The sequence below is a fragment of the Bradyrhizobium sp. SZCCHNR1017 genome, from assembly GCF_032381375.1.
In the GTDB taxonomy this organism is placed as follows: Bacteria; Pseudomonadota; Alphaproteobacteria; order Rhizobiales; family Xanthobacteraceae; genus Bradyrhizobium.
Map to the genome: position 1 here is coordinate 172,057 of NZ_JAUHIR010000002.1, position 26,938 is coordinate 198,994.

30 protein-coding genes are annotated in these 26,938 nt (G+C 66.0%); 20 read left to right on the forward strand and 10 right to left on the reverse strand.

The window, feature by feature from the left end; genetic code table 11:
- The first annotated feature begins 54 nt into the window (after window positions 1-54).
- Entirely contained in the window at window positions 55-393 is a 339-nt protein-coding gene (gene grxD / locus QW863_RS06355) for a Grx4 family monothiol glutaredoxin (RefSeq protein WP_315714830.1), read from the forward strand.
- 9 nt (window positions 394-402) lie between these two features.
- On the forward strand, window positions 403-972 hold the full coding sequence (locus QW863_RS06360) for an O-acetyl-ADP-ribose deacetylase (protein ID WP_315714989.1): 570 nt from the start codon (window positions 403-405) through the stop codon (window positions 970-972).
- Between the two features lie 53 nt (window positions 973-1,025).
- On the opposite strand, the gene QW863_RS06365 is transcribed toward QW863_RS06360, so the two are convergent.
- The 6 genes from QW863_RS06365 to murI form a co-directional block, all read right to left on the reverse strand.
- Window positions 1,026-2,093 carry a threonine aldolase family protein gene (locus QW863_RS06365; protein ID WP_315714829.1) on the reverse strand — a complete coding sequence of 356 codons (1,068 nt, stop codon included), beginning with the start codon at window positions 2,091-2,093 and terminating at the stop codon, window positions 1,026-1,028.
- A 74-nt stretch (window positions 2,094-2,167) separates the two neighbouring features.
- Window positions 2,168-2,722 (reverse strand): hypothetical protein, encoded by a 555-nt coding sequence (locus QW863_RS06370; RefSeq protein WP_315714828.1) that lies wholly within the window; start codon window positions 2,720-2,722, stop codon window positions 2,168-2,170.
- A 204-nt stretch (window positions 2,723-2,926) separates the two neighbouring features.
- Window positions 2,927-3,544: a 30S ribosomal protein S4 gene (gene rpsD / locus QW863_RS06375; RefSeq protein WP_011925811.1), complete on the reverse strand. Its 618-nt coding sequence runs from the start codon at window positions 3,542-3,544 to the stop codon at window positions 2,927-2,929.
- 214 nt (window positions 3,545-3,758) lie between these two features.
- Window positions 3,759-4,583 carry an acyltransferase gene (locus tag QW863_RS06380; protein ID WP_315714827.1) on the reverse strand — a complete coding sequence of 275 codons (825 nt, stop codon included), beginning with the start codon at window positions 4,581-4,583 and terminating at the stop codon, window positions 3,759-3,761.
- 240 nt (window positions 4,584-4,823) lie between these two features.
- Entirely contained in the window at window positions 4,824-5,597 is a 774-nt protein-coding gene (locus QW863_RS06385; protein ID WP_315714826.1) for an HpcH/HpaI aldolase family protein, read from the reverse strand.
- A 12-nt stretch (window positions 5,598-5,609) separates the two neighbouring features.
- Window positions 5,610-6,407 (reverse strand): glutamate racemase, encoded by a 798-nt coding sequence (gene murI, locus QW863_RS06390; RefSeq protein ID WP_315714825.1) that lies wholly within the window; start codon window positions 6,405-6,407, stop codon window positions 5,610-5,612.
- A 1,007-nt stretch (window positions 6,408-7,414) separates the two neighbouring features.
- Here murI and QW863_RS06395 point away from each other — a divergent pair.
- The 16 genes from QW863_RS06395 to QW863_RS06470 all read left to right on the forward strand — a co-directional run bounded on the left by QW863_RS06395 (window position 7,415) and on the right by QW863_RS06470 (window position 21,294).
- On the forward strand, window positions 7,415-8,551 hold the full coding sequence (locus tag QW863_RS06395; protein ID WP_315714824.1) for an HlyD family type I secretion periplasmic adaptor subunit: 1,137 nt from the start codon (window positions 7,415-7,417) through the stop codon (window positions 8,549-8,551).
- Window positions 8,552-8,681: 130 nt separating this feature from the next.
- Window positions 8,682-9,104, forward strand: coding sequence for a hypothetical protein (locus tag QW863_RS06400; RefSeq protein WP_315714823.1), 423 nt, complete (start codon window positions 8,682-8,684; stop codon window positions 9,102-9,104).
- A 41-nt stretch (window positions 9,105-9,145) separates the two neighbouring features.
- Complete coding sequence (locus QW863_RS06405) at window positions 9,146-9,919, forward strand: hypothetical protein (protein WP_315714822.1); 774 nt, start codon at window positions 9,146-9,148, stop codon at window positions 9,917-9,919.
- Between the two features lie 129 nt (window positions 9,920-10,048).
- Window positions 10,049-10,315, forward strand: coding sequence for a transposase (locus QW863_RS06410; RefSeq protein WP_315714821.1), 267 nt, complete (start codon window positions 10,049-10,051; stop codon window positions 10,313-10,315).
- Between the two features lie 48 nt (window positions 10,316-10,363).
- Entirely contained in the window at window positions 10,364-10,720 is a 357-nt protein-coding gene (locus QW863_RS06415) for a hypothetical protein (RefSeq protein WP_315714820.1), read from the forward strand.
- Window positions 10,721-11,446: 726 nt separating this feature from the next.
- A complete protein-coding gene (locus tag QW863_RS06420; protein ID WP_315714819.1) occupies window positions 11,447-11,785 on the forward strand; it encodes a hypothetical protein in 339 nt (112 codons plus the stop codon).
- A gap of 47 nt (window positions 11,786-11,832) precedes the next feature.
- The gene (locus tag QW863_RS06425; protein ID WP_315714818.1) at window positions 11,833-12,510 is read left to right on the forward strand and encodes a transposase; all 678 of its coding nucleotides are present in this window, start codon (window positions 11,833-11,835) and stop codon (window positions 12,508-12,510) included.
- 455 nt (window positions 12,511-12,965) lie between these two features.
- Window positions 12,966-13,295: a metalloregulator ArsR/SmtB family transcription factor gene (locus tag QW863_RS06430; protein ID WP_315714817.1), complete on the forward strand. Its 330-nt coding sequence runs from the start codon at window positions 12,966-12,968 to the stop codon at window positions 13,293-13,295.
- Window positions 13,292-13,771: an SRPBCC domain-containing protein gene (locus QW863_RS06435; RefSeq protein WP_315714816.1), complete on the forward strand. Its 480-nt coding sequence runs from the start codon at window positions 13,292-13,294 to the stop codon at window positions 13,769-13,771. Before QW863_RS06430 ends, QW863_RS06435 begins: the two co-directional genes overlap by 4 nt.
- Before the next feature lie 14 nt (window positions 13,772-13,785).
- On the forward strand, window positions 13,786-14,199 hold the full coding sequence (locus QW863_RS06440) for a GFA family protein (RefSeq protein WP_315714815.1): 414 nt from the start codon (window positions 13,786-13,788) through the stop codon (window positions 14,197-14,199).
- Window positions 14,200-14,646: 447 nt separating this feature from the next.
- The gene (locus tag QW863_RS06445; RefSeq protein WP_315714988.1) at window positions 14,647-15,087 is read left to right on the forward strand and encodes a CopG family transcriptional regulator; all 441 of its coding nucleotides are present in this window, start codon (window positions 14,647-14,649) and stop codon (window positions 15,085-15,087) included.
- Window positions 15,088-15,091: 4 nt separating this feature from the next.
- Window positions 15,092-16,339: a PHB depolymerase family esterase gene (locus tag QW863_RS06450; protein ID WP_315714814.1), complete on the forward strand. Its 1,248-nt coding sequence runs from the start codon at window positions 15,092-15,094 to the stop codon at window positions 16,337-16,339.
- Window positions 16,340-16,531: 192 nt separating this feature from the next.
- Window positions 16,532-16,804 carry a hypothetical protein gene (locus QW863_RS06455; RefSeq protein ID WP_315714813.1) on the forward strand — a complete coding sequence of 91 codons (273 nt, stop codon included), beginning with the start codon at window positions 16,532-16,534 and terminating at the stop codon, window positions 16,802-16,804.
- Window positions 16,805-16,970: 166 nt separating this feature from the next.
- Window positions 16,971-17,732 carry an ABC transporter ATP-binding protein gene (locus QW863_RS06460; RefSeq protein WP_315714812.1) on the forward strand — a complete coding sequence of 254 codons (762 nt, stop codon included), beginning with the start codon at window positions 16,971-16,973 and terminating at the stop codon, window positions 17,730-17,732.
- Complete coding sequence (locus tag QW863_RS06465) at window positions 17,726-20,092, forward strand: ABC transporter permease (RefSeq protein ID WP_315714987.1); 2,367 nt, start codon at window positions 17,726-17,728, stop codon at window positions 20,090-20,092. Before QW863_RS06460 ends, QW863_RS06465 begins: the two co-directional genes overlap by 7 nt.
- A 2-nt stretch (window positions 20,093-20,094) precedes the next feature.
- Window positions 20,095-21,294 (forward strand): efflux RND transporter periplasmic adaptor subunit, encoded by a 1,200-nt coding sequence (locus QW863_RS06470; RefSeq protein WP_315714811.1) that lies wholly within the window; start codon window positions 20,095-20,097, stop codon window positions 21,292-21,294.
- A 25-nt stretch (window positions 21,295-21,319) separates the two neighbouring features.
- Here QW863_RS06470 and QW863_RS06475 read toward each other — a convergent pair whose 3' ends face one another.
- The 4 genes from QW863_RS06475 to QW863_RS06490 form a co-directional block, all read right to left on the reverse strand.
- Window positions 21,320-22,417: a D-alanine--D-alanine ligase family protein gene (locus QW863_RS06475; protein WP_315714810.1), complete on the reverse strand. Its 1,098-nt coding sequence runs from the start codon at window positions 22,415-22,417 to the stop codon at window positions 21,320-21,322.
- A 116-nt stretch (window positions 22,418-22,533) separates the two neighbouring features.
- Window positions 22,534-23,070 carry a thermonuclease family protein gene (locus QW863_RS06480; protein WP_315714986.1) on the reverse strand — a complete coding sequence of 179 codons (537 nt, stop codon included), beginning with the start codon at window positions 23,068-23,070 and terminating at the stop codon, window positions 22,534-22,536.
- Between the two features lie 157 nt (window positions 23,071-23,227).
- A complete protein-coding gene (locus QW863_RS06485) occupies window positions 23,228-23,413 on the reverse strand; it encodes a hypothetical protein (protein WP_315714985.1) in 186 nt (61 codons plus the stop codon).
- 166 nt (window positions 23,414-23,579) lie between these two features.
- A complete protein-coding gene (locus QW863_RS06490; RefSeq protein WP_315714984.1) occupies window positions 23,580-23,993 on the reverse strand; it encodes a hypothetical protein in 414 nt (137 codons plus the stop codon).
- Between the two features lie 500 nt (window positions 23,994-24,493).
- Here QW863_RS06490 and QW863_RS06495 point away from each other — a divergent pair, with 500 nt between their 5' ends.
- Together QW863_RS06495 and QW863_RS06500 are read left to right on the forward strand one after the other, a co-directional pair.
- A complete protein-coding gene (locus QW863_RS06495; RefSeq protein ID WP_315714808.1) occupies window positions 24,494-25,348 on the forward strand; it encodes an HWE histidine kinase domain-containing protein in 855 nt (284 codons plus the stop codon).
- Window positions 25,349-25,691: 343 nt separating this feature from the next.
- Window positions 25,692-26,708, forward strand: coding sequence for an NAD(P)-dependent alcohol dehydrogenase (locus tag QW863_RS06500; RefSeq protein WP_315714806.1), 1,017 nt, complete (start codon window positions 25,692-25,694; stop codon window positions 26,706-26,708).
- Window positions 26,709-26,938: the final 230 nt, after the last annotated feature.

Here is a 26,938-nt window from a genome sequence, read left to right on the forward strand (position 1 = left end):
ATCAGCGCGCACCGAGCCCCAGGCGTTCCTTGAGGCGCCCTAGAGGAAGCGAAGATGAGCATTGAGCAATTCATTGACAATGAAGTGAAGTCGAACGACGTCGTCCTGTTCATGAAGGGGACGCCGCAGTTTCCGCAGTGCGGATTTTCCGGCCAGGTCGTGCAGATCCTGGACCACGTCGGCGTCGGCTATAAGGGCCTCAACGTTCTCGAATCCGCCGAGCTGCGCAACGGCATCAAGACGTTCTCGAACTGGCCGACGATTCCGCAGCTCTATGTGAAGGGCGAGTTCGTCGGCGGCTGCGATATCGTGCGCGAGATGTTCCAGAGCGGCGAGCTGCAGCAGCTGTTCACCGACAAGGGCATCCCGGTCGGGACGGCGGCCTCTGTCTGAGCTATCCGGCTGAGCTATCCGGTCCGAAAGGTCGGCGCGACCCGATTCGAGGTCATCGTCGCCGACATCACCAAGCTCGGCGTTGACGCCATCGTCAACGCCGCGAACTCGTCTCTGCTCGGTGGTGGAGGCGTCGACGGTGCGATCCACCGTGCGGCGGGACCGGACCTCGTCATGGAGTGCCGCATGCTCCATGGCTGCAGGACCGGCGAGGCCAAGATCACCAAAGGCTACCGGCTGCCGGCCCGCCACGTGATCCACACCGTTGGCCCGGTCTGGCAGGGCGGCGACCGCGGCGAGCCGGAGCTGCTGGCCTCGTGCTACCGGCGCTCGATCGAGCTGTGTCACAAGCATCGTTTGGACTCGGTCGCGTTCCCCGCGATCTCGACGGGCATCTTCCGCTTCCCTGCGGATCGTGCGGCATCGATAGCGGTCGCCACTTCGATCGAGACCATCAGCGCGGAGACGTCGCTGTCGCAGATCGTGTTCTGCTGCTTTTCCGATGCGAGTGCCGAGTTGCACGATGAGGCGTTGAGCCGGGCCGTCGAGAGCCGCGCTCGCAAGGGATCGCCGCGCTGACAGCGGCGTGCCCTGTGCGGCATTAGGTCTGCCGGGCGCGCGTGCGATGATCCTCATGCCCTGCGTACGATCTCCCTGACGTGGCCGATCGTCTCTTCGATCATGGCGGCTGTCACGTCGAGATGGGTGCAGGCGCGGATGCGGCCGTCCATCATCGCCAGCAGCACGCCGCGCTTGCGCAATTCACTCACCATCGTCTCGCCGGACACGCCGGCGCCGTCCGGCTTGAAGAACACCAGATTGGTCTCCGGCTCCTGGATCTCGACACCCTGGATCTGCGACAGCCCGCGTGCCAGCGCCCGCGCATTGGCGTGATCCTCGGCGAGCCGGTCGACGTGATGATCGAGCGCATGGATGCAGGCCGCGGCGACCACGCCGGCCTGGCGCATCGCGCCGCCGAGCCGCTGCTTCCAGCGCCACACCTCGTCGATGAAGGCGGCACTGCCGGCGAGCACGCCGCCGATCGGCGCGCCCAGCCCCTTGGAGAAATCGATCCAGGCCGAATCCCAGCCCGCGGTCATCTCGGCAGCGGGAATGCCGGTGGCAACCGTCGCGTTGAGCAGCCTTGCGCCGTCCATATGCGTCGCCATGCCGTTCGCCTTGGCGATCTCGGCGATCTCGTCGAGCGCAGCCTTCTTCCAGATCGTGCCGCCGCCGATATTGGCGGTCTGCTCGACACTGACGACGGTCTGCGGCGGCTGGTAGCGCGAGCGCGGATGCAGCGCGGCGCGGAACGTCTCCGGCGTGAACTGCCCGTCGGGCCCCTTCAGCTGCGTCACCTGGAAACCGCCGAGCGCCGCATGCGCGCCGCCCTCGCGCGAGATGATGTGCGCGGTCTCGTGTGCCAGGATCTCGTCGCCTGGGCGGCAATGCACCAGCGTTGCCGCGACATTGCACATCGTGCCCGACGGCATCAGCACCGCGGCCTCCTTGCCGAGCAGCGCGGCGACGCGGCCGCACAATTCATGCACGGTCGGATCGTCGCCGATCTGCTCGTCGCCGACCTCGGCCCGCGCGATGGCCTCGCGCATCGCGGCTGTCGGGCGGGTCTGCGTGTCCGACAACAGATTGACGCGCACGGGCGGCGCCTTGGGATCACGCGCGGGCGGGGTGTAATACATCGGCGGTCCTCGTTCGGCTTATCACGACCCGGACCTTACCCAACTCGCATCGCCCCCGCAAAACGCCTCCTCGATTACGCCGCGCGCGGCGGGTTGAGCCAGATGTCCGGCCGCCGCAACGGCTTGCTCTCGATCGGCTCGGCGACCAGCGGCGGCGCCTCGGTGCAATCGAACACCCAGGGTTCGAGCGGGCTCTGCCGCGACGGTGAAAGAAGCAGCGCGGCGCCCGGGCGTTGCCGCTTGATGTTCCAGCCCATGTTCACCGCGGCCCAGCCGACCAGCATGGTGTGCCATTCGTCGGCGAGCTCGCGCGAGTCGTCGAAACAGTGGAGGAGCTCGAGCGCGTAGGGATCGTGGCGAAGCTGCGCATCGGCGAAGGTGAGCCCGGTCCCGACATGGCGGATCACATGGGCTGTCGCATCGGACTGGACGTGCCAGCAGGAGCGTTCGAGGAGGTCGAAGACCGTCGAGGGATAGAGGCCGTCGTTGAAGCGGTAGCGGACGCCGGAGGTCCGTGCGCGTAACGGCGGAGCGCTGAGCGGCGGCGCCCGCAACGGCGGCAGAGGCGGGGCACCGACCGCATCGGTCGGCAACGCACCGAAGATGATATTGCGCCTGTTGAACTCCATGGCGAACGCCCCGCTACTTTACAACTGCAGACAGTGAATCACGGGACGGAGTAGCTGTCAGCCCAGGTTGGGGCGAATTCGTGGCAGGTGTGGCATTCGGGAATCGGTTCGCCCCATCCGAAAACAAGCCCAAAAAGAAAAGGCCCCGGCGCGTGCCAGGGCCTTCGGATTATCAGATGGGACCGGACCGCGGTCCGGTCAAGCTCAGCGCGAGTAGAACTCGACGATCAGATGCGGCTCCATCTGCACCGCGAACGGCACGTCCGACAGCGCGGGGATGCGGATGAACTTCGCGGTCATCTTGGAGTGATCGGCCTCGATGTAGTCGGGCACGTCACGCTCGGCGAGCTGGGTCGCTTCCAGCACCACGGCGAGCTGCTTCGAGGCTTCCTTGACCTCGATCACGTCGCCCGGCTTGACCTGGTAGCTCGCGATGTTGACCTTGCGGCCGTTCACCTTGATGTGGCCGTGGTTGATGAACTGGCGCGCCGCGAACATGGTCGAGACGAACTTGGCGCGGAAAACCACCGTGTCGAGACGGCGCTCGAGAATGCCGATCAGGTTCTCGCCGGTGTCGCCCTTGAGACGGCCGGCCTCGACATAGATGCCGTGGAACTGGCGCTCAGAGATGTTGGCGTAATAGCCCTTCAGCTTCTGCTTGGCGCGCAGCTGCACGCCGAAGTCCGAGAGCTTGCCCTTGCGGCGCTGGCCGTGCTGGCCGGGGCCGTATTCGCGGCGGTTGACGGGGCTCTTCGGGCGGCCCCAGATGTTCTGGCCCATGCGGCGATCGATCTTGTACTTCGCCTCACTGCGCTTAGTCATCGCGTCCTCTTCGATCAAGTTAGGGTTTGAGGAAACGCGCCCTCCTGTGTGTCCGGGAAATCCGGTCCACCGACAGGCCCCTCCCCAAAGCATGAAGGGAGAAGGCCACGGGTCGCGAAACGCAACGCGGGCCGAAAGCGGCCCGCGAGCAGGGGGGTTCTTAAGCGAGAAAGCGCCGGTTTGTCAAACCGCAACCGCCCCTTTTGCCGGCAAATCACGCCTGTGGCCCGCTCAGGACGGTCATTTTCTGCCGCGCCGCCTCGCATCCCAGGTCGGCCTCCGCCGGCCCGCGCCCGGGAACCGGGCGGGCCCGCAGCTCGGCCGCGATCTCGCCATTCAGCACCTGCTCGAGCCGGATCGCCGTCCTGGCGATCACGGCGCCGTCGGTAACCCGGTGATCCCAACGGATCAGGATGGGAATCGTCTGGTCCGGCGCGACGACGTCGTAATTGATGATGAACGGTCCCGGGCTCAGGGCGAGGAGCTGGCCGCCGCCGCAGGCCGCGACGCTGGTGACGGAGAAATTGCCGAACCAGTTGGCGCGCTGGCGTCCGAAATTCAGCCCGACCCACCAAGCGAACCGGCGCAGTGGCAACGGCAGCCGGGTCGCCCGCATGATCTTGCGGAACATGGCGACGTCCCCGACCGGCGCCTCCTTGCCCTGCCGGATGACAGCGTCGATCTCGGCCAGCGACATGGCCTCCGGCCCGGAGACGCGCTGCGGCAGCACGCAATCCTCGCCATTCTCGACCCGGGCAATGGTGACGGTGGCGACGCTGCGCGGCAGCTCGTAGAGGCAGCGCCGCGGCCACCCGGTGTAGAGCGTGCGCAGCACCGGCTCGTCGCGGGCGACCAGGGCGAACGCCTTGACGAAGAGCGCGGCGAAACCGGGCGGGCGGACGGCCGCGGCGCGGGCCTCCAGCAGCGGCCCGATCTGGATCGTCCGGGCCAGTGAGACGAACGGCACACCACGGGAGGCGAGCATCAGATCGATGATCAGACGGCGGTGCAGCGAAATCGGCCTGGTGGTTCCGCGCATCCTGGACCTGTCGCTCCCGTTCGTTCTGCTTGGCCTGATCCGGCTCCCCGGCGGCGGCTGCTGTTAACACCGCAGGCCGGGTTACGGAAGCGCCGTTCGAGGGCGCCGGCGAGGCGAGCGGCTTGGCCTCAGACCCCGAGCACGGCCGGCGACAGACCGAAAATCGTCTTCTTCCTCATGTCTTCTTCCGCAAAGTTGTTTTTCGTTTGAAACATGAAGCGCGGCTCGAAACGGCGCGAATCAGCGCTTGATCCCCTCGAAGCTCGCGGCGATGCCGCGCTGAAACAAGGACCAGTCGAAGCCGAGCGCCAGCGCCACGTAACCGCGCGCGATCATCGCATTGGCCTGATCGGCCGAGCGCGCGGCGCCGCCGATCGGCACGCCTGATCTGAGGATGCCGGCCTCGGCGCGGGCGATCAGGGATTTCACTTCGGGATCATCGAGCTGGCCGCGCTTGTTGATCGAGGTGGCGAGATCGCCCGGGCCGATCACCGCGATGTCGATGCCGGGCGTGGCCATGATCTCGTCGATCCGCTCGACCGCCTCGACATGCTCGATCGTCACCATGCAGATCATGTCGTCGTCGGCGGTCGCCATGTAGTCGGCCATCGACACGTTCCAGCGGAAGGGGGCGTGGAACGGACCCCACAGGCGGTCGCCCTGGGGCGGGTAGCGCACGCTACGGACCGCCTTCTCGGCATCAGTGCGGCTGGAAATCATCGGGAAGTTGATGCCGAGCGCGCCGAGGTCCATCGGCGCCTTCGCCAGATGCGGCTCGTTGGCGGCGATGCGCACCAGCGGCACGCAGGGCGTGCCTGCGGTAGCCGTGATCATCGCATGCGCCGTCGAGAGATCGATCGGCCCGTGCTCGAGGTCGACGATGATCCAGTCGAGCGACTGCGCCATGATACGCACGGTCTGGATGCTCGGGATGGTGGCGATGGCGCCGAAGGTCGGCTGCTTGTCGCGCCAAGCCTGCTTGAGGCGGTTGAGCGGTTTGGGCGCTGCGGACATCGGCGGTCTCCGTCAGGCCGGGACGCGGCCGCCGAAATAGGGCGTGAGCGCGCGGCCGAGCTGATGTGGCTTGTTCGAGGTGAAGATCATGGTGGCGCCGCCATCGTCGGGGCCGCCAGCCGGGGGGCCCAGCAGGTCGACGACACGGCGCGCGATGGCGGGCGCGGGATCTATCCAGGTCACCGGCCAGGGCGCCAGGCGTTCGAGCCGGTCGAGCAGCAGCGGATAATGCGTGCAGGCGAGCACGACGGTGTCGGTCCGGCCCGCGGGATCGGCGGCGTCGCCCACGAAGCAAGGCGCGATCTCGGCGGCAATGGCCGCGTCGCTGACCTGGGTTCCGCTGAGCGCGGCCTCCGCCAGTGACGCGAGTTCCGGCGAGCCGACCAGCGTGACGGCGCAGCCCCGCGCGAAGTCGCGGATGAGGGCGTGGGTGTATTCGCGCTGCACCGTCGCCTTGGTGCCGAGCACGGAGACGCGCTTCGTCAGGGATTGCGCGCAGGCCGGCTTGATCGCGGGCACGGTGCCGACGAACGGCGTCGCGTAGGCCGCGCGCAGCGGCGCCAGCGTCTGCACCGAGGCGGTGTTGCAGGCGATCACGACGAGGTCCGGCTCGTGCGCGGCGATCAACTCGCCCATCAGCGGCACCACGCGGGCGATCAGCGCCGCCTCGCTGTGATGGCCGTACGGAAAGAACGCGTCGTCGGCGACATAGACGTAGTGGGCATCGGGCCGCGCCCGCACCACCTCGCGCAGCACGGACAGGCCGCCGAGGCCTGAGTCGAAGACGAGAATCGTAGGGCGATGGGTCACGCGGCGAGTCTACCGGATCGGGGAGGCGGATTCAGTCGGTTTTTCTGCGGGATTTGGCGGGAGTGAGGCGCTTGGGTGTGTTCGGGCAGCGGTGGCGAAGGTTCAAAGCTGCGCATTGGGGCCACGGTGGCTGTCAAAATCTCAGTGTCATCCGGCGAACGCCGGGATCCATAACCACCGGCGGGGTTGGGCTTGCGAGCTGGACGCTCCAGCGTGCGTCACACGACCGCTGCGGAGTATGGCCCCGGGGGCGGCGCCGCGCCAACGCTGACGCGTTGCCGCAGCTTGCCCGGGACGACAGTGGAGATGGAGGCGTCATGCCGAGCGAAGCAATCCAGAGTCTCGCGACGACTCTGGATTGCTTCGTCGCTGCGCTCCTCGCAATGACGCTGAAACATGAATGACGCTGAAACATGTGCTCTCATCCTCGCGCCCGCTTCCGCGTCCGAGTGTTGCTCGTCTGACCGCCCTCTTCAGAATGAGGGCGCGGGAAAGGCCGGGTGCCGGTCGCACCCATGGCCCGCCTGCGAAAAAAATGCAGGCGGCAGGAACCACAGGTACGGGCCGGATCATCCCGGCCTTCCCCGCGCAATGGTTGGAACGGCTTATACGTGATCTCCCCGGGGATCGGCTTTCTTGCCCCCGTCGCCCGCGCGCTCGTCGAACTTGCAGCGCCGGCTTGGCATCAGCACCGGGATGCCAGGACCACACGACTTCGCCGTGCGCATCGGATCGTTCGTCGGCATGATCGCTCACGCTGCAACCCGACACGCCCACCGCATCCCGCACCCAACGCTCGTGACGATCGCGAAACGCCCCTCAAGTGAGGCGGGACGGCGCGGGATCATAGCATGAAATTCCGAAAAACAGAAGAAGAATCTTCGAGGCCGCCGGCCGAAACCGTGATCCCCTTGTAACGATTTGGCAAACCTGATTTTTGCTGCCGGCAATCTCGCCTTGCTCGGATGGGCGGAGGATGTTTCCTCCCAGGCTGGGAGGAGCCTGCGATGCTGGGGCAAGCGCTGGTCGAACTCGACCGCACCGTGACCGAGGCCGAGCGCCGCCGCGTCGCGCAGGGCCTGATGCAGGCGCGGCTCGACGTCGCCCGGCTCGGCGTGCTGCGCGACAGCTTCGCTGATCTGGCCGAGCTGCGGCCGCTGGTGGTGCCGCAAGGCGCCGCGCCCACCGACGTCGCGCGCGCTCGCGCCGCGCTGCAGGCCCAGGCCGCCGAGCAGCAGTCGAAGCTCGCCTCCAATCTGCAACAGATCGCGCAGAAGCGCGCCGAGGCGCAGTCGATCGAGGCCGCGATCGCCAAGATCGACGCCACTTTGCCGTTCCTGCAGGAGACCGCCGACATCCGCCGCAACGCCAAGGAGATCCAGTACGGCAACCAGATCGCCTTCATCGATGCGCAGTCGCGGCTGATCGATCAGCAGAGCGAGCGCATCGTGCAGACGCGGCGCCTGGTCGAGATCGAGGCCGCGCGGCTGGCGCTGGAGCAGCAGCTGGCGCAGACCCGCTCAGGCTTCGAGCGTCAGGTGCTGTCGGATCTCTCGGACGCCGAGAAGAAGGCGGACGAATTGACGCAGGACCTCGTCAAGGCCGAGCGCAAGATCGCCGAGCAGGTGCTGCGCGCGCCGATCGACGGCACAGTTCAGCAGCTCGCTTTGCACACCGTCGGCGGCGTCGTCACACCGGCGCAACAGTTGATGCTCATCGTGCCCGCCGACAGCCAGCTCGAGGCGGAAGCCATGATCTCCAACCGCGACATCGGCTTCGTCAATGTCGGGCAATCAGCCGAGATCAAGATCGATACCTTCAACTTCACCCGCTACGGCCTCGTCCACGGCAAGGTGATCAGCGTCTCGCAGGACTCCATCGTCCGCGAGAAGCCCGCGGACAAACAGAATGGCGGCAAGACCGCCGGAGCGCTGGCGGAGACAAGCGAGCCGGCGGGCCAGGAGTTCCTCTACGCGGCGCGGGTGTCGCTGGACGAGAAGCGAATGCAGGTGGAGGACAAGATGGTCGCGCTTGCGCCCGGCATGGCGGTGACGGTGGAGATCAAGACGGGGACACGGCGGATCATCGAGTATGTGATGTCGCCGCGCTTGAGGTATCGGCACGAGAGCTTGAGGGAACGATGACCGTCTTGATCGACCTCCTTTCGCGTCATTCACCGCGAATGCAGATATCCATCTTAGTAAACGATTGTAGATTCGTCTCAAATCTCGCTGGAAGACAGTTCGCAGAATCGTTGGCTTCTGGAGTGCTAGGATGAGGAGATTTATCGTTGTCCTCCTTGGAATCGGCGCAGGTATTGTGCTGCTGGGCATGAGCTCGCGAGCTCTTTTTGGTGATTCGAGCTTTACCAAGTCGCGCGAGGTGAGAACTCCCGGAGAGGATCGCGCGACCTATTATCGCCTGAAGGTCAAGCTCGCCTACAAGGGCGAGCCTCTCAATTTCGATATCGTGGTCGGCTGTCGCGTAAGCATCACAACGTACAAGGACAATGACCGAACCGTCGAGGTCAGCGTGGCGCCGATGGCCTTCGGGCTCAAGATGAAGGACGGGCACGGCGTAGTAGTGCGGCCGCCGGAGGCTTGTGGTGGTGAGACGACCGACAATGGAAAGGTCCCAAAGAGCCTGCTGCCACTAATTGTGACTTACGAGAGTGCGGACGCACCTGGTTCGGCGTAGCTTATGCGTCCGAAGATGCTTACGAGAGCCCGCTTTCCGAATTGAAGTTTTTCGGTGCTACGATCAGCAAGGCGACGCGCGAAGAATGGCAGGAATGGCGGGGTACGGAGGCTTCAAAGAATTTCGTAACGTATGGATTGCTAGGTATCAACGAGGTGGATCGCTGGAAGAAAGTACGATGGAAGCCCGGCTATCGTGCGATGGGGTCTATATGTAGCGGCCTTTCGCGCGTGAAACTGCCGGATACAGTGAGCGAAGCGATCCGGCCATTCTGGCCTGCGAGCAGGCCAGATTATTGGTATCCAAACGGCGACGCGCAACGCGCGCTCTATTCTGCTGGCGACTATCATGGAAGGAAGGTGCTGTTCGAAGATAGCCCCCTCTACGAGTTTTTTCCTACGGAATCGACGTTCTTCCCTGGGCTTCCGCGTCATAAGCCAGGGGCGCTGATCTTCTTCACCGGGCACGTTGTCGGCGACGTGTATCCGGCAGCGTCGGATCTATCGTTGAACCGTCTCGATGCTACCGGGCAGTTGCCGGCCGAGATCAAGGCGAAGCCGAGAAAAAGCTATGTCGACGTCAGCGTACGGCCCGAGCTCAAGGGTTTCGCGTTTTGCGATGTCGTCTGGAACATTGATGGCCTGCCATCTGAGATTAGTTCTAACAGCAACCCTAATGTAAATCGAATTAACGGGCAGCCGATCAACGAGGAGCTGCAGCGGCATACCGGTGATTTTGGTTATGCCTTCGAACGCGCTGAATACGTCTATTTCTTCAAGCGCTACTCGCTTGTAAACATCTTCGGGGGAATATAATGAGCAACAATAGTCTTGATCCGGTTCAGTTCGCCGCCGCATTAGCTGAGATTGTTTATCATCGAGCTTCGGATTTACGGTGACAGTGCACTTAATTGACATGCGCCGTCCGAGTGCGCAAGATGGCGCATGGCCCGCCTTGCCCGTGTCGTCGTTCCTGGTCTGCCGCACCACGTCACCCAGCGCGGCAATGGCCGCGCGCGAACATTCTTCGGCGACGACGACTACGCGCTCTACCGCGATCTGCTCGCGACCCATTGCCGGGCGGCTGACGTCGCGGTGTGGGCGTGGTGCCTGATGCCGAACCACGTGCATCTGATCCTGGTGCCGTCGGATGCCGACGGGCTGCGCCGGGCGCTGTCGCGGGTGCATCGCAGCTATGCCGGCGTCATCTAGGCGCGCCGCAAGCGCAGCGGGCATTTCTGGCAGGGGCGGTTCGGCGCCGTGGCGATGGACGAGGCGCATCTGGCGGCGGCGCTGCGCTATGTCAGTCTCAATCCGGTGCGGGCGCGGCTGGCGGCGCGCGCCCAGGACTGGGGCTGGTCGAGCACGCGCGCGCATCTGCGCGGGCGCGACGACGGCCTGACCGCACGTGAGCCGGTGAAGGCAATGTTCCCGGACATTGCCGGACTCCTGACCCGCGCGCCGGAGGACGAGGAGGCTCTGTTCGCGCGTCTGCGCGCCGCCGAGAGCATCGGCCGGCCGATCGGCAGCGACCGCTTCCTCGCCCGCATCGAGAAATTGACCGGGCGCGTGCTCAAGCCGGCCAAACGCGGGCCGAAGCCCGTAGAGGAGGATTGAGCGGGGGGACGCTGAAACCAGGCTTGCGCAGTTTTGTGCACTGTCACCGTAACTCCGTCAATCGGGTCTAATAGTCGTAACCATGAATGGCTCGCAGAGGCTAATAAGGATATTTTTAGCGTTGTATCCGATCCGCGCGCTGAGCGGTTCGATACTGCTGCCCGCTTTGCTCTGCTTCACATCGGTCGGGCTTTCTCAGGAGCTATCGGCCAAGAATCTGTTGCAGAAGGACGTAAGAGGTTGTTGGGCGTTGAGCGTCGACCGCGGGCTAGATTCGAAGCCCTCCTCAAATAGGCGGTGGCTTGTCAGAATTTGCTTGTTCGAAGGCGGCGCGCTTTCGGGATTTGTACTTGAGCCGACGGGTGAGGCAGAATCTATTCAAGGCGTTTGGCGAATGACAGATAGCGGCATTTTGCTGGATGACGAGCACTGTTCAATTGCTGGCGAGTCCGATGGCCGTCGAATCGTGTTGTCGTCTTGCCGATTTGCGGGGCATTGGGATCTCACATGTCGTCAGCCAAAGAGCTTGTTTAAGTGCTCGAATGAATAGATTGGGATTTAAGGTGACAGTGCACTTAATTTGACATGTGCCGTCCGAGTGCGCAAGATGGCGCATGGCCCGCCTTGGAGAGATAGCTCATTAGTTCAAAGTGGGCCATTCTCTTCCGATGCTTAACTGCTAGAGCAGTCGATCAGTTCGCTCCTTAGAATAACATGGGGGTCGTAATGGCCGAAGAAGAAAAACCAAAATACGTTCTCCACATAACGACTGGCCGTCCGGAGGCTGGTTCGACTGAACATTCGACGGATCGTTGGCAGGAAATTCTACAGCGGAGGGCACTTCGGTCGCGCGAGGAGCTGATGCCTGTAGCGCTCCAGCTTGTTCAGGATCAAGCCGTAGTGCGCCAGTTTCGGGCAGTGCACGGATCCGAGAACAAGGAGCTGGCTAGCCAATTTATCGATCAAATAGAACGAAGCGCGCAGACGATCGATCCAGATGTAACGCATGCGGATGCTGCAAGGATAACCGTGATTCTTATGGAAATGCTGACGGATTTACGGTGACAGTGCACTTAATTTGACATGCGCCGTCCGAGTGCGCATGATGCTGCATGGCCCGCCTTGCCCGTGTCGTTATCCCTGGTCTGCCGCACCACGTCACCCAGCGCGGCAATGGTCGGGCGCGGACATTCTTCGGCGACGACGACTACGCGCTGTACCGCGATCTGCTCGCGACCCATTGCCGGGCGGCTGACGTCGCGGTGTGGGCGTGGTGCCTGATGCCGAACCACGTGCATCTGATCCTGGTGCCGTCGGATGCCGACGGTCTGCGCCGGGCGCTGTCGCGGGTGCATCGCAGCTATGCCGGCGTCATCCAGGCGCGCCGCAAGCGCAGCGGGCATTTCTGGCAGGGGCGGTTCGGCGCGGTGGCGATGGACGAGGCGCATCTGGCGGCGGCGCTGCGCTACGTCAGTCTCAATCCGGTGCGGGCGCGGCTGGTGGCTCGCGCCCAGGACTGGGCCTGGTCGAGCACGCGCGCGCATCTGCGCGGGCGCGACGACGGTCTGACCGCACGTGAGCCGGTGAAGACGATGTTCCCGGACATCGCCGGACTCCTGAGCCGCGCGCCGGACGACGAGGATGCGCTGTTCGCGCGTCTGCGCGCCGCCGAGAGCATCGGCCGGCCGATCGGCAGCGACCGCTTCCTCGCCCGCATCGAGAAATTGACCGGGCGCGTGCTCAAGCCCGCCAAACGCGGGCCGAAGCCGGCCGAGGCGGAGGACGGGTGAGCGTCGCGGCCAAGGCGCCGGCGCGGCTGCGAGCCTGAGTGCCTTGTCGTCAAACGCGCAATCAAAACGCCTAAGAAGTTAAGTGCACTGTCACCGAAATGCCCGCGCGCTCGTCGAACTTGCAGCGCCGGCTTGGCATCAGCACCGGGATGCCAGGACCACACGATTTCGCCGTGCGCATCGGATCGTTCGTCGGCATGATCGCTCACGCTGCAACCCGACACGCCCACCGCATCCCGCACCCAACGCTCGTGACGATCGCGAAACGCCCCTCAATCGAGGCGGGACGCGACACCGTAGCATCAAATTCTGAAAAACGGAAGAATAAAAATTCGGATTTTCGAGTGGGCGATTTAGCCGTGGAGGTTGGCTCCCCTTGCCATGGCGAAACGCCAGGCGGTCTTTCCAATAATATTAGTGTTGACTAATTGATTAGCGATTGCTATTGTTTTTTCATGATCCAGCCTGAACCCATCACTGCCGTCATGCGCGCGCTGGCCGATCCGACGCGGCGTGCGGTGTTCGAGCGCATCGTCGAGGCCGACGAGATCACCGTCGTCGAACTCACCCGCGGCAGCACCGTCACGCAGGGCGCGATCTCCCAGCATCTGAAATCCTTGAAACAGGCCGGCTTGGTCTGCGAGCGCCCCGAGGGCCGCAAGGTCTATTACCGCGCGGAGCCACGCGGCCTGGAGCCGCTGGCCGACTGGATGAGCCATTACGGCGCGTTCTGGCGCGACCGCTTTGCCAATCTGAGAAACCTGCTGAAGGACATCGATCCATGAACCAAGCCGTGAACGCGGATACGCGGGCCATTGTCGTCGAGGACATCTTTCCGCATGCGCCGGAGATCATCTGGAAAGCCTTGACCAACGGCGAGCTGATCGGCCGCTGGCTGATGGCGCCCAAGGGCTTTGAGCCGATCATCGGCAATCGGTTCACCTTTCAAACGACGCCGGCCGGCGAATGGGATGGCACCATTCACTGCGAGGTGCTGGAGGTCGTGCCGAACGAGCGGCTGTCCTACGCGTGGAAGGGCGGCCACGACAGCAATGTCGGCTACGGCGCGAAGCTGGAGACGGTGGTCACCTTCAGTCTTTCCAAGGCGGACACGGGCACGCGCCTTCGCCTGGTGCATTCCGGCTTCGTGCTGCCGACCAATGACACCGCCTATCGCAAGATGGGCGAGGGCTGGAAGACGGTCGTCAAGAAGCTCGATCAGATCGCCGCCGAACAGGCGTCATCGCAGCGGCCGCATTGAACAAGGAGAGCGACATGACGAAGTCCTATGCCGGCGGCTGCGCCTGCGGCGCAGTCCGCTACGAGATTACGGGCGAGCCGGCCGTGATGCTGGACTGCCAGTGCCGGCAATGTCAGCGCGACAGCGGCACCGGGCATCAATCGCATTTGACCTTCGTCGCGGCGGAGGTGAAGGTCGACGGCGAGGTGTCGCATTGGCAGAGCATCGGCGACGGCGGCACCGTCAAGCGGCGCGCCTTCTGCCCGACCTGCGGCTCGCACGTTCACCTGACATTTCCCGCGATGCCCGAGGTGTTCATCGTCCCGCCGGCCAGTCTCGACGACCCCGGCCGCTACAAGCCGCAACTGGTGTCGTGGACATCAGCCGGGTACGCCTGGGATCACCTCGATCCGGCGCTGCCGAAATTCGAGAAGATGCCGCCGCGGTGAGTCTTGGTGCTTGGGGCGAACGAGACGAGCATTTCCTGAGAATCGGCAATTGGCCGTGGGATGAGCTCTCGCCGTCTCCAATGCTGTCATGCTCCGCCAAAAGCGGAGCATCCAGTATTCTGCTGCAGAAGATACCGAACCGAAAAACCTCGGCGTACTGGATCGTCCGCCTTCGACGATGACCAGGGTTACGGCCCCGGGGTTACTGTGCACTACACTAACGACGGCGTGCGCGGCGGTGGGGCAGTGGCGACTGCACGCTCTATCTTGCCCCTCCGATGTTGGACCGGCCCTTTCCTCGGTTGCTGCATCGAGCCGGGCCGCGCTGGCAGGCGATAGGATCGACAGGAAGCTCGCGGCATCACCGGTTCCCTGGCGGAACATTGCGCTTGCGCCTTGAATGTCAACGGTGGGCATCCATATGCCATCCATGCACCATCCCAGTGGATGGTGGAATTGGATGCCGCTGTGCCCGACAACGTCCACCCACTCCGCGGGAAAGTTCCGGACACCGAGAAGATCACCGTCAATCTCGGCTACGTCGATCTCGGTCAGGTCGATCTGATGGTGCGGGAAGGGTTCTATTCCAATCGCACCGATTTCATCCGCACCGCGATCCGCAATCAGCTCGACCGGCACGCCGACGTGGTCAGGCAGTCGACGGTGCGCAACAGCCTGGACCTCGGCTTGCGGCATTACAGCCGCGCCGATCTCGAAGCGGCGCAGCGGGCAGGGCAGATGCTGCAAATCAACGTGCTTGGGCTTGCCACCATCGCCGCCGATGTGACGCCCGAGCTGGCCCGCGCCACCGTCGCCTCGGTCTCCGTGCTGGGCGCACTGCATGCCACCCCCGCGGTCAAGGCCGCTCTCGCCGACAGAATGAGGTAGCGCGATGCTGAACCAAGAGATCATGCGCGAAGCGACGCGCCTGACGCGGGCCGGCCAGTTGGGCGAGGCCACGGCGTTGCTGCAACGTATGCTGCGCGGCGATGGCTCGCCGGCGGCAGCGGCCAGTCCAGTGCGATCAGTGCCGGCGCGGCTCGCGCCTCCGACCATCGAGGGACAGGCGACGCGCGTCAGTGAGCGCGACCGGCCGTCCGCGAAGGTTGCCCCGGCGCAAGCGCGCGCCACGCAGGCCAAGCCATCGCACAAGCCATGGCAAGCCAAGCCATGGCAAGCCAAGCCCGCTCAGGCGCGCCAGCGACCCGTCCGGCGCGAAGATCTCGGCGAGCTGCCGGGCTTCGGCCTGCGAGGTCCGCATCTGCGCGCGCCTTCGGCGCGCGACACCACCCCCGAAGGTGCAAGATTCGTCCAGGCCAGCTTCGGCAATGCGGCGGGACGCCGGAGCTACAAGCTGTTGATCCCCAGCAGGGCCGAGGGCCGTCAGCTTCCGCTCGTCGTCATGCTGCATGGCTGCACACAGTCGGCGGACGATTTCGCGGCCGGCACACGGATGAACTTCCTGGGCGAGGAGCAGAGCTGCCTCGTCGTCTATCCGGAGCAGCCGAGCGGTGCCAATCAGTCGAAATGCTGGAACTGGTTTCGCACCGGCGACCAGCAGCGCGAGGGCGGCGAGCCGTCGCTGATCGCGGGCATCACCCGCCAGGTGATGCGCGACCATGCTGTAGATTCCAGGCGCGTCTATGTCGCCGGCCTGTCGGCCGGAGGCGCCACGGCCGCCATCATGGCCGCGACCTATCCCGATCTCTACGCCGCGGCGGGCGTCCATTCCGGTCTCGCCTGCGGGGCCGCGCGCGATCTTCCCTCGGCGTTGATGGCGATGCGCCAAGGCGCCGGCCACACGGCAGATCGGAGATCGGTTGTGCCGACCATCGTCTTCCATGGCGATCGCGACGCCACCGTGCATCCCGCCAATGGCGACCGGATCGTCGCGCAGTCGGCCGCCGCCTTCAGCGGGACATCGTCGGTCGTGCGCGGGCGGGTGCCCGGCGGCCATGCCTTCACGCGGACTTTGCTGACGGAGGCCAGCGGGAAGGTGACGTCGGAGCACTGGACCATTCACGGCGCCGCTCACGCCTGGTCGGGCGGCAGTCCGGCCGGTTCGTACACCGATCCCAAAGGGCCGGATGCGACACGGGAGATGTTGCGGTTCTTCCTCGCGCATTCACGCGCGGACTAGCAAAACGGTGGCGCCCGTGAATATGCCGGTGGCGCTGCATTCCATCGTGCGGGGGCAATACATCTGCACATCTGCGCGTCGCTGCTACCGGCAACCATGATGCATCTCCCCCGTTAAGCGGGCACGAATATCCTGGCGGGTGTCGTCCTCGGGAGGGCGCATGACCATGTCACGACGAACGCGGGTGGTCCGATGTCGCGATTCCTGAACTGGTTCTTCCGCAATCGCGCGACCGGCGAGATCACGATCGCCCAGATGCCGAACCCCGCTCTTTGGATCGTGCTGGCGGGCAGCCTCGTCGGCTGGGTCTGGCATCCGCCGGGTCAGACAGGCGCCAATCTGGATTGTCTGGTCAAAGCCAGTCTCTTCGTCTGGGCGTTCGACGAACTCCTGCGCGGCGTCAACCCCTGGCGCCGCTGCCTCGGCGCAGCCGTGCTGGTGTATGTGATCGCGACCGCGGTCTGATGGGCATCAGCGCGTTGGCCACGTGATGATGTGGTCCGCTTGACATGCATCAACGGATGACGATGGCTGCCGACCGATGGTCGGGGATGTCATCCGATGTCGAGGATTTAGGCGTGAGACGTCTCGCACGTTCGATGCGGGCCTTTGGTGCAGGAACCGCAGCCCGATGAGTTCGGCCGTCACCAACGACGGGGGCCCCGCCGCGCCTTCTGATCGGCCCGGCGCCGCCCCGGTGTTCCGCGCGCGCAAGCTCTCGAAGACCTATCGGATGGGCGAGGTCGAGGTGCATGCGCTGCGCGATGTCGACCTCGACATCTACGAGGGGGAGCTCGTGGTGCTGCTCGGGCCGTCGGGATCGGGCAAGTCGACCCTGCTCAACATCCTCGGCGGACTGGACAGCCCGACGTCGGGCGAAGCGCAATGGCGCGATCATCAACTGGTCGGCGCCGGCGATGCCGAGCTGACGCGCTACCGGCGCGAGCATGTCGGCTTCGTGTTTCAGTTCTACAACCTGATCCCGAGTCTGACGGTCCTCGAGAACGTCGCGCTGGTCACCGAGATCGCCGACAAGCCGCTCGATCCGCTCGAGGTGCTCAAGCTCGTCGGCCTCGAGCGGCGGATCGACCACTTTCCCTCGCAACTGTCCGGCGGCGAGCAGCAGCGCGTCGCGGTGGCCCGCGCCATGGTCAAGGCGCCCGACGTGCTGTTGTGCGACGAGCCGACCGGTGCGCTGGACTATGAGACGGGGAAGGTCGTGCTCGCCGCGATCGCGCGCGCCAACGCGCAGCTCGGGACGACCACCATCATCATCACGCACAATGCGGCGATCGCCGGCATGGCCGATCGCGTGCTCCGGCTCGGCGGCGGGCGCATCGTCGGCGAGACGCGCAATGCGCGGCGCCTCTCGGCCGATGAGGTGCGCTGGTGAGCCTGCTGGACCGCAAGCTGTGGCGCGACGTCGGCGCGATGCGCGGACAGGTGGTCACGATCGCGCTGCTGGTGGCGGCCGGTGTCGCCGTGTTCGTCGGCTCGGTCTCGACCTATTTGTCCCTGCGCGGCGGCTGCGAGCAGTTCTATGCCGACGGCCGGTTTCCGCAGATCTTCGTCACGCTGAAGCGGGCGCCGCTCGCGCTGGTGCCGCGGCTCAATTCCATTCCTGGCGTGGTCGCGGTCGAGCCGCGCATCGTGCGCGAGGTCATCGTCGATTGGCCGGCCGTCTCGCAACCGGTCTCGGCCCGCCTGGTGTCGCTGACCCACGCCGGCGATGAGCCCCTGGCGCGGTTGCATCTGCGCCGCGGCGCCGCGCCCGAGCCGGGTGCCGCCCGCAGCGCCGCGGTCAACGAGGCGTTTGCCGAGGCCAATGGCGTCAGTCCGGGTGACGAAATCCGCGTGCTGCTCAATGGCCGCGTGCAGGGCTTCCGGGTTTCCGGCATCGCGTTGTCGCCGGAATATGTCTACGCGGTGAAGCCGGGATTGCCGATCCCCGACGATCGCCTCTACGCCATCCTGTGGGTCGACCGGAGCGCGGCCGAGGCCGCCTTCGACATGAAAGGGGCGTTCAACGATGCCGTGGTCGCGCTCGCTCCGGGTGTCGATCCCAAGCCCGTGATCGAGGAGCTCGACCGGCTGCTCGAGCCCTATGGCTCGATCGGCGCGATCGCGCGGCGGGACCAGCCGTCGAACCGCTTTCTCGAGGACGAGCTGAACCAGCAGAAGGTGATGTCGATCACCATCCCCATCATCTTCTTCGGTGTCGCCACGTTCCTGCTCAACGGCGCGCTCGGGCGGCTGGTCGCCGCGCAGCGCGAGCAGATCGCGGCGCTGAAGGCGCTCGGCTTTCCGACGCTGCGGCTCACCTTCCACTATCTCAAGCTGATGCTGGTCATCGTGCTGATCGGATCGGTGCTCGGCATCGCCGGCGGCGTCGGCTTCGGCCATGCCATGATCGCGAGCTATCAGGGGTTCTTCCGTCTTCCGGAGCTGCCGTTTCGGCTGGCGCCATGGGCGGCGGTGGCCGGTGTCGCGATCAGCGTCGCGGCGGGCGCCCTCGGTGTCGTCACGGCGCTTCAGGAGGTCGTCGGCCTTGCGCCGGCGGAGGCGATGCGGCCCGCGATGCCGCTGGGGTTCCGCCGCTCCTGGATCGAGCGCATCCTGCCCGGCACGGCGTTCGGCGCGCGGCGGATGATGATGCTGCGCAACGTCGCTGGGCGGCCGTTCCGTTCGCTGTTCACCATCGTCGGCATCGCCTTCGCGGTGCCGATGATGGTGCTCGGGATCTTCTGGCGCGACGCCATCGGCGAGATGATCGAGTTGCAGTTCAATCTGGTCGAGCGCGGCAACGCCACGATCACTTTCATCCATCCGATGGACCGCGCGATCCTGCGTGACCTGGCGCGCCAGCCCGGCGTGCTCGCGATCGAAGGCCAGCGCATCGTTCCGGTGCGCCTGCGGGCCGGGCACCAGAGCTACCTCACCTCGGTGATCGGACTGGCGGCCACCGACGAGCTGCGGCGACCGCACGATTCCGCGCGTCGTCCGATCGTCGCGGCGCCCGATGGCATCACGCTGACCCGACGCCTTGCCGAGCGCCTGGCGCTGAGCGCAGGGCAGGTCGTGACGGTGGAGGCGATGGAAGGCCACCGTCGGCGGCGCGACCTGCCGGTGAGCGCCATCGTCGACGAGGCGATCGGCATGGCGTCCTACATGGACATCGACACGCTCAACCGCTTCACCGGCGAAGGCGCGGTGATCTCGGCGGCGAGCCTCCAGGTCGAGCCGGCGGCGCTGGCTGCGCTCGGCGCGAGGTTCAAGAGCATGCCGAAAATCGAATCCGTGACGATGAAGGCCTACACCCTCGCATCCTTCATCGAGAAGATCGCGGGCCTCGTGTTCGTCACCGCCGGCATCCTCACCGGCTTCGCCGCGATCATCACCGTGGGCGTGGTCTACAACAGCGCCCGCATCAGCCTGCAGGAGCGCGCCTGGGAGCTCGCGAGCCTGCGGGTGCTGGGCTTCACCCGCGGCGAGGTCGCGGGCATCCTGTTCGGCGAGTTCGCGCTGGACATCGCGGTCGGGATTCCGCTCGGCCTGTGGCTGTCGCACGCCATCATCGGGCTGATCGCGCGCCTGCATTCCAGCGAGAGCTTCCAGATCCCGGGCGTGATCGCGCCGCAGACCTACCTGATCGCGACAGCGGTGGTCTTGGCCAGCGCCGCGATCAGCGCCATCATCGTCCGCAGGAGGGTGGATCAGCTCGATCTGGTCGCGGCCCTCAAGACCAGGGAATGAGCATGCCACCCGTTTTGCGCCGCGTCGTCATCGTATCGAGCGTTCTGGCGGCGGCCGCCGTCATCGCCTGGATGATGATGCCGGGCCCCGTCCCGGTGGAGACGGCCGCGGTGACGAAAGGGCGGTTCGTTGCCACCGTCGAGGACGACGGCAAGACGCGGGTGCGCCAGCGCTACGTCGTGGCCGCGCCGCTCGCCGGCCGTCTCGGCCGCATCCGCTTCAAGGCCGGCGACCAGGTCAAGGCCGACGACGTGGTCGCCACAATCATGCCGGCGCCGGCGCCGCTGCTCGATCCGCGGGCCCGCCGCGAGGTCGAGGAGCTGCTCGGTGCGGCAGAGGCCAATGTCGAGCGCGCCAAGGAGGTAGTGGCCCGAGCGCAGGCGCAGAGTGCGCAGGCGAGCGCCGATCTGGCGCGTACCACGGCCCTGGCCGCCAGCGGAGCCGCGACGGCGCAGGCGCGGGAGCGCGCCGAGCTCGCGATGCGGATTGCCGAACGTGACCTGCGCGCCGCCGAATATGCCGACCATGCCGCCGAGCACGAGCTCAGCCAGCTTAGGGCGATGCTGGCGCGCTACGGGAGCAAGACCGATGCCGATGCGCCGGCGGATAGCTGGAGCGTGACCGCGCCGGTCGGCGGGCTGGTGCTGAAAGTGATCCAGGAAAGCGAGACGACGGTGCAGCCAGGCGCGGCGCTGCTCGAGCTCGGCGATCCCCGTGATCTCGAAGTGGTCATCGACGTGCTGAGCACCGACGCGGTCGAGATCCGTCCCGGCGCCGAGGTCACGATCGATCGCTGGGGCGGGGCAGGCCGCCTGTCGGGCAGGGTTCGCCGGGTCGAGCCGGCGGCTTTCACGAAGATCTCCACGCTCGGTGTCGAGGAGCAGCGGGTCAACGTGCTGATCGACATCGTCTCGCCGGCCGAGCAATGGCAGCGGCTCGGCGATGCCTATCAGCTCGATGCGCAGATCGTCGTCTTCACGCAGGAGGATGCGACCATCGTTCCGACCGGCGCGCTGTTCAAGCGCGGTGACGACTGGTCGGTGTTCGCGCTGAAGGATGGGCGCGCCGAGTTGCGCACCGTCCGGCTCATCCGGCGCTCGGGCCGGTTCGCCGCCGTGGCCGACGGCGTCGCCAGCGGCGATGTCGTGATCATCTATCCCAGTGACCGGGTCGCCGCCGGCGTCAAGGTGGCGCCGCGCTGACCTGCGGCGGCCGCAGACGCGTTCCTCAGCGCTGCGACGCCAGTTGCCTGAGCCGGGCATGGCGCGCCAGCGCGTGTGCGATCAGGCTGTCCATCAGCGCCGGCTGGGGCAGGCCGGTGGCCTCCCACATCTTCGGGTACATGCTGATGTTGGTGAAGCCCGGCAGGGTGTTCACCTCGTTGACGTAGACCTCCTCGCCGCGGACGAAGAAGTCGACGCGCGCGAGACTCTCGCAGCAGAGCACGCCGAACACCTCGGTGGCCATTTTGCGGATGCGCGCGGCGAGAGCGGGTTCGACCTGCGCCGGGACGTGCAGCGAGGCGCCCTTGGCATCGGTGTATTTGGCCTCATAGGAATAGAAGCCGTGGCTGTCGGCGGGCACGATCTCGCCGAGCTCGGAGGCGGCGACCTCGCCGTCGGCATGCTCCAGCACCGCGCATTCGATCTCGCGCACCGGGCTGATGCAGCGCTCGATCAGGATCTTCAGGTCGAAGCGCAGCGCCAGGCGGCAGGCGGCTTCGAACTCCTCGGCGTTGCGCGCCTTGGAGATGCCGACGGAGGAGCCGAGATTGGCCGGCTTGACGAACAGCTCGGATGACCCGACGGCGTCGACCGCCGCCGCATAGGTCACAGGCGACGCTTCCGTCATGGTGACGAACGGCACGATCGGCAGGCCGGCATCGCGCAGCAGGCGCTTGGCGACGTCCTTGTCCATCGCCGCCGCCGATCCCATCACGCGGCCGCCGACATAGGCGACATCGGCGAGCTCCAGCGCGCCCTGCACGGTGCCGTCCTCGCCGTTCGGACCGTGCAGCACCGGAAACACGACGTCGAAGGCGAGCTCGCGCGGGGCGCCGTCGCCGATGACCAGCGCGCGGCCCTGGCCGGCCGGCAGCAGCACGATCTGCGGGCCGTCAGCGGGTACGGTCAGCGCCGCGCCCGTGCCGTCATTCGCAGCGTCGGCGAGCACCCAGCGTCCGTCGGTGGTGATGCCGATCAGCGTGACGGCGTAGCGACCGGCATCGAGCGAGCGGACGATGTTGGCCGCCGAGGCCCGCGAGACGTCGTGCTCCGCCGAGCGCCCGCCGAACAGGATCGCCACGCGCGTCTTTGTCTCCGTCATCGTCCTCATCCAGCCCTGATCTCTGCGATGCGCGACCGTACAGCCAGAGGCCAACGCGTGGCAATTGAGGTGTTGTGTCGGGTGTGGTGGAAGGCGACGTCGTCATGCGGCGGCGCTCACCGCCAGCCGATCCCGCCGTCCGAGCACACCGACGTCGTACCGCCGGCATGCATGCAGCTCCGATAGAGCGGCGGCGCGATGAAGCGGCCCGACCAGATGCCGCGGCCGGCGCGGCGGGCGGCGCGCTGATCGGCGGTGTAAACGCCGCGCGAATATTGCGGCTCCTCGACCGCAAGCCCGCGCGACACCATGAACTGGCCGAGATCCGTCGCGCCGGCGGCGCAACGCGCGACGATGCGGCCGTAGCGATCGCCATCGACCGGCAGGCAGCGCAGAACCTTGCTGCGCGTGAACGCGTCCAGCGTGTTGGCGGCCAGCGCGCCGCAGCGATATGGCTTGCGGTCGCGGCCGCGGCAGAGCTGCGCGCTTTCGGGCGCGTCGATGCCCCACAGGCGAATCCGTTCGCCGTGAATGTCCAGCGTGTCGCCATCGACGATGCTGACGCGGCCGACGAGCTCAGCGGCTGTGGCGGGGAAAGCGAGGAGAAGCGGCAGAACGAGGCAGGCGAGACGGGGGAGGAGACGTCGCAAGATCGGCACCTGTGGCGCTGAGAGGGGCGTGATCGCTCGCTGCGCGAATCGATCGCGGATCATCCCGATCTATAGCGAATGGGAGGTGCGCGATTGTGTGGCGAGCACCGCAACAGCAGCGGAGCGCAATCGGCGCAGTTCGTCCGGCGAGCGTCGCGGTTCAGCGCAGGCTCGCATTCTCTGCGTGCCCATCCCGTGCGCGCGCCGCGTGCTCGACCTCGGCGGCGAGCATGCTCAGATGCTCGGCCAGGCGCGCGAACAGCTCGCGCTTGTCGCGGTCGGTGGCGAGATCACGAATGAGGGCGCATTCCGCTGCGTCGGCCCGCAGCTTGTCCGGCTGGGTCATCAACTCTGACATGTTCCGCTTCCCTGCCGCGCCGGCAAGTTTTCGAAACAACGGATCGTCATGATTGTTCCGGGTGTCCATGCATTTTTTCGAGCGGCGCCGTCAGCGCCTGATCGGAGTACCTCTATGGGGATGCGAGATGACGCGACGCTCGGCATTCGACTGTCTATCGTTCACCGGGCCACCATGTCGAGGCCGGATGCGCGGCCGAGATCTTGGTCTCGCGCAATGCCACCAGCGCGCTGCGCTTGTAGGGACGACCGCGCAGCCGCGAGCAGTCCTGGCAGCGCATGTAGCGCTCGAGTTCATGGATTGGCGTCGTCTTGGCGCGCCTGATGATGTCGAGCGCAACGGTCTGATTGGTGTCGCAGCCGAGGCAGCGCACTTCGAGATAGTAATAGCCCGCGTTGAGCGCGTCACCGAGCAGCGGCGACGGCTGCGCCGGTCCCTTGTAGCCGAGCATCCGCTTATTCCAGGCGTCGCAGGCCAGACGATCCGCTTCCTTGCGCGCGCGCGCGGCCTGCTCCTGCGCGATGCGGATGCCGGCACCGTAGAGTCTCTCGCGCGATTTCGTCGTCATGACCGCCATGATCGACGCTGCGGCGCTCAGCGGCAAGCCGCTAGGATTAGCGCAGCAAGAGGCGCCGGATACAAGCTCTCTCGCGTGCAGCGTTCCGATACCGTTGTCTTTCAGTTCATCGGCGCAGCCGGCGACGAGCTCATCATGCAACGTCCAGCATTCGTGCTGCGCCGACGCGACGCGGAGTAGCACTGATGGTGTCGAGCAGAGGCGCTGGGGGCGCAGGGGCCATGTAGTCACGCTTGCCGGTGGCGGCGCAGCGGTCGCTTCTCCCACCACGCGGCATGATGCGTTCCGTCTGGCGCAACAGGGCCGTCAAACGCAACGGCGCGGCAAAAGTTCCTAAAATTTTTGCGCCCATGCGGCAGTTGCTTCAGCTTGTTCCTGCAGGCGTCCGGCGATAGACCTTGCGCTCGGGGTCAATCGTGCGCGCGGGTCGGAGTTTCTCAGATTGGATCGTTCGGGGCAGACAGTGGTCGGCGACCACGTTTCTGCTCACCATGCTCGCCGTCGCGATTTCGACCGCGGGCCGGATCGGGCTGGACTATGCCGGCGCGACGCTGCCCTACGCGACGTTCTACCCTGCGGTGGTGTTCGCCGCGCTGCTCGGCGGCATTCCCGCGGCCATTTTTGCCGCCTGGCTGTCTGCCACCGTGGTGCTCGTCGGCTTCACCGATCGTCCCGATCATGCCGAGGCGATCAACCTCGTCGGATTCCTGAGCACCGCGGCGCTGATCATCTGGCTCGGGCATCTCTGTCGCGGCGCGCTGATGGAGCTGAAGCGCAGCGAGCATGCGCGCGAGTTGCTGCTCGGCGAGCTGAGACATCGCGTGAACAATCAGCTCGCGTTGTTTCAGGCGATCGTCAGATCGAGCCTGTCGGGCGAGGATCGCGCCAAAGGGGAAGCGATCGCGCTGCGGCTCGACGCCGTCGCGCGCGCCAACAGTCTCGCCTGGTCGGACCACCGCCTGATGACCTTGCGCATGCTGCTCGACGTCGAGCTGCAGCCGTATCGCGCCTCCGGCGCCGTGACGGTGGACGGCCCGGACATGCCGTTGGGGCCGGAAGCGGTGCGTAATCTCGCGCTGGTGTTCCACGAACTTGCGACCAACGCCGTCAAATACGGCGCGCTGCGCGGCCAGGGTGGACGACTCGAGGTCCAGATCGCGCAGGAGGGCGGCCGCGGCAGCGTGGCCTGGCGCGAGCTCGGTCCGCACCCGATCGAGCCGCCCGGGAAAGAGGGCTTCGGCACGCGCATGATCCGTGCGAGCCTTGCGGCGATCGGCGGCAGCATCGAGCAGGATTATCGCGACGAAGGTCTGGTCTGCCGGATCAGGTTCGACGCGGCGATGTGAAGGCCCGGTTCCTCGCAGGCGTCGCATGTCTCGCGGCGCGTGGCATGGCTGCGATGCGAAACGCGCAGCGGCGTTGCTGCGTATGTGTTCGATGGAACGGCGCGACATGCTGCTGCTGGCTGGATTGCTGCTGTGGGTTGGCACGGAATATGTGCTGAACCATGTCGTGATCCCGCTGATCGATGACTGAGAGCCGGCGGCGCCGCGACCATCGGATTTGCGTTGCGTTCGCGTTGTCTGTCCGCCGCGCGGAACGAGGCTCGGCTTGATCGCCGGCACGAAACGCTTCACCATTCCCGGCAGAACAACGAAGCGGCGACGCCGCTTGGGCGGGAGACATCGGATGCAATGTTACGAGCTGCAGGGGCCCGGCGGAATCGATGCGCTGGCGCTGGTCGACAAGCCCGTGCCGCAGCCGGGGAGGGGCGAGGTGCTGGTGCGGCTGACGGCGGCGAGCATCAACTATCGTGACCTGATCACGGTGAGGGGCGGCTACGGCTCGCGGCAGAAATTTCCGCTGGTGCCGCTGTCCGACGGCGCAGGCGTGGTCGAGGCGGTCGGTGAGGGCGTCACAGCATTCGCGACCGGCGACCGAGTCATCGGCAGCTTCTTCGAGAGCTGGACCGGCGGCGAGCCGAGCGAAGCGAAGATGCGTGCGGCGCTGGGCGGCGCCGTCGACGGCACGTTGACGGAGTATCGGGTGTTTCCCATGCACGCGCTGGTGCGGACGCCGGCGCATCTCACCGACGTCGAGGCCGCGACATTGCCGTGCGCCGGCGTCACCGCCTGGAGCGCGGTGATCAAGCTCGGCGGCATCAGGCCCGGCCACACCGTGCTGACGCAAGGCAGCGGCGGCGTCTCGATCTTTGCGCTGCTGATCGCGAAGATGGCCGGCGCGCGGGTGATCGCGACGTCGTCGAGCGACGCCAAGATCGCGCGGCTGACGGCGCTCGGCGCCGATGTCACGCTGAACTACAAGCAGGTGCCGGATTGGGGCAAGAAGGCGCGCGAGATCACCGGGCAGGGCGTCGATCTCGTGGTCGAGGTCGGCGGCGTCGGCACCTTGAACGAGTCGATCCGTGCCACCCGGATCGGCGGCACCATCGCCTTCATCGGCGTGCTCGCCGGTGCGCCGGCCTCGGAGCTGCGGCTGCCGCTGATGGTGATGCAGCAGCAGCGGCTGCAGGGCGTCACGGTCGGCTCGGTCGACGATCTCCAGGCGCTGGCGAACGCGCTGACGCTGCATCAGGTGAAGCCGGTGGTCGACCGCGTGTTTCCGTTCAGCGAGGCGCGCGAGGCGTTCCACTACATGGCGAGCGGCGCGCATCTCGGCAAGGTGACGATCGCGATCGGGGGATGAGTGACCACGCTGCTGTCGGCGACTGCGTCATCGAAGCAGGGCAGCGCTCTTAGCCTCACTCTCTCCGCCGTCATTCCGGGGCGCGTCGCGCAGCGGCGCGAGCCCGGAATCCATAGCCACAGGATGCTGTGCGACGCGAGCTGGCCGGTATGCTCGTCTTCGCCACATGCACAGTCGTGGTTATGGATTCCGGGCTCGTCGCTTCGCGCCGCCCCGGAATGACGGCGAGA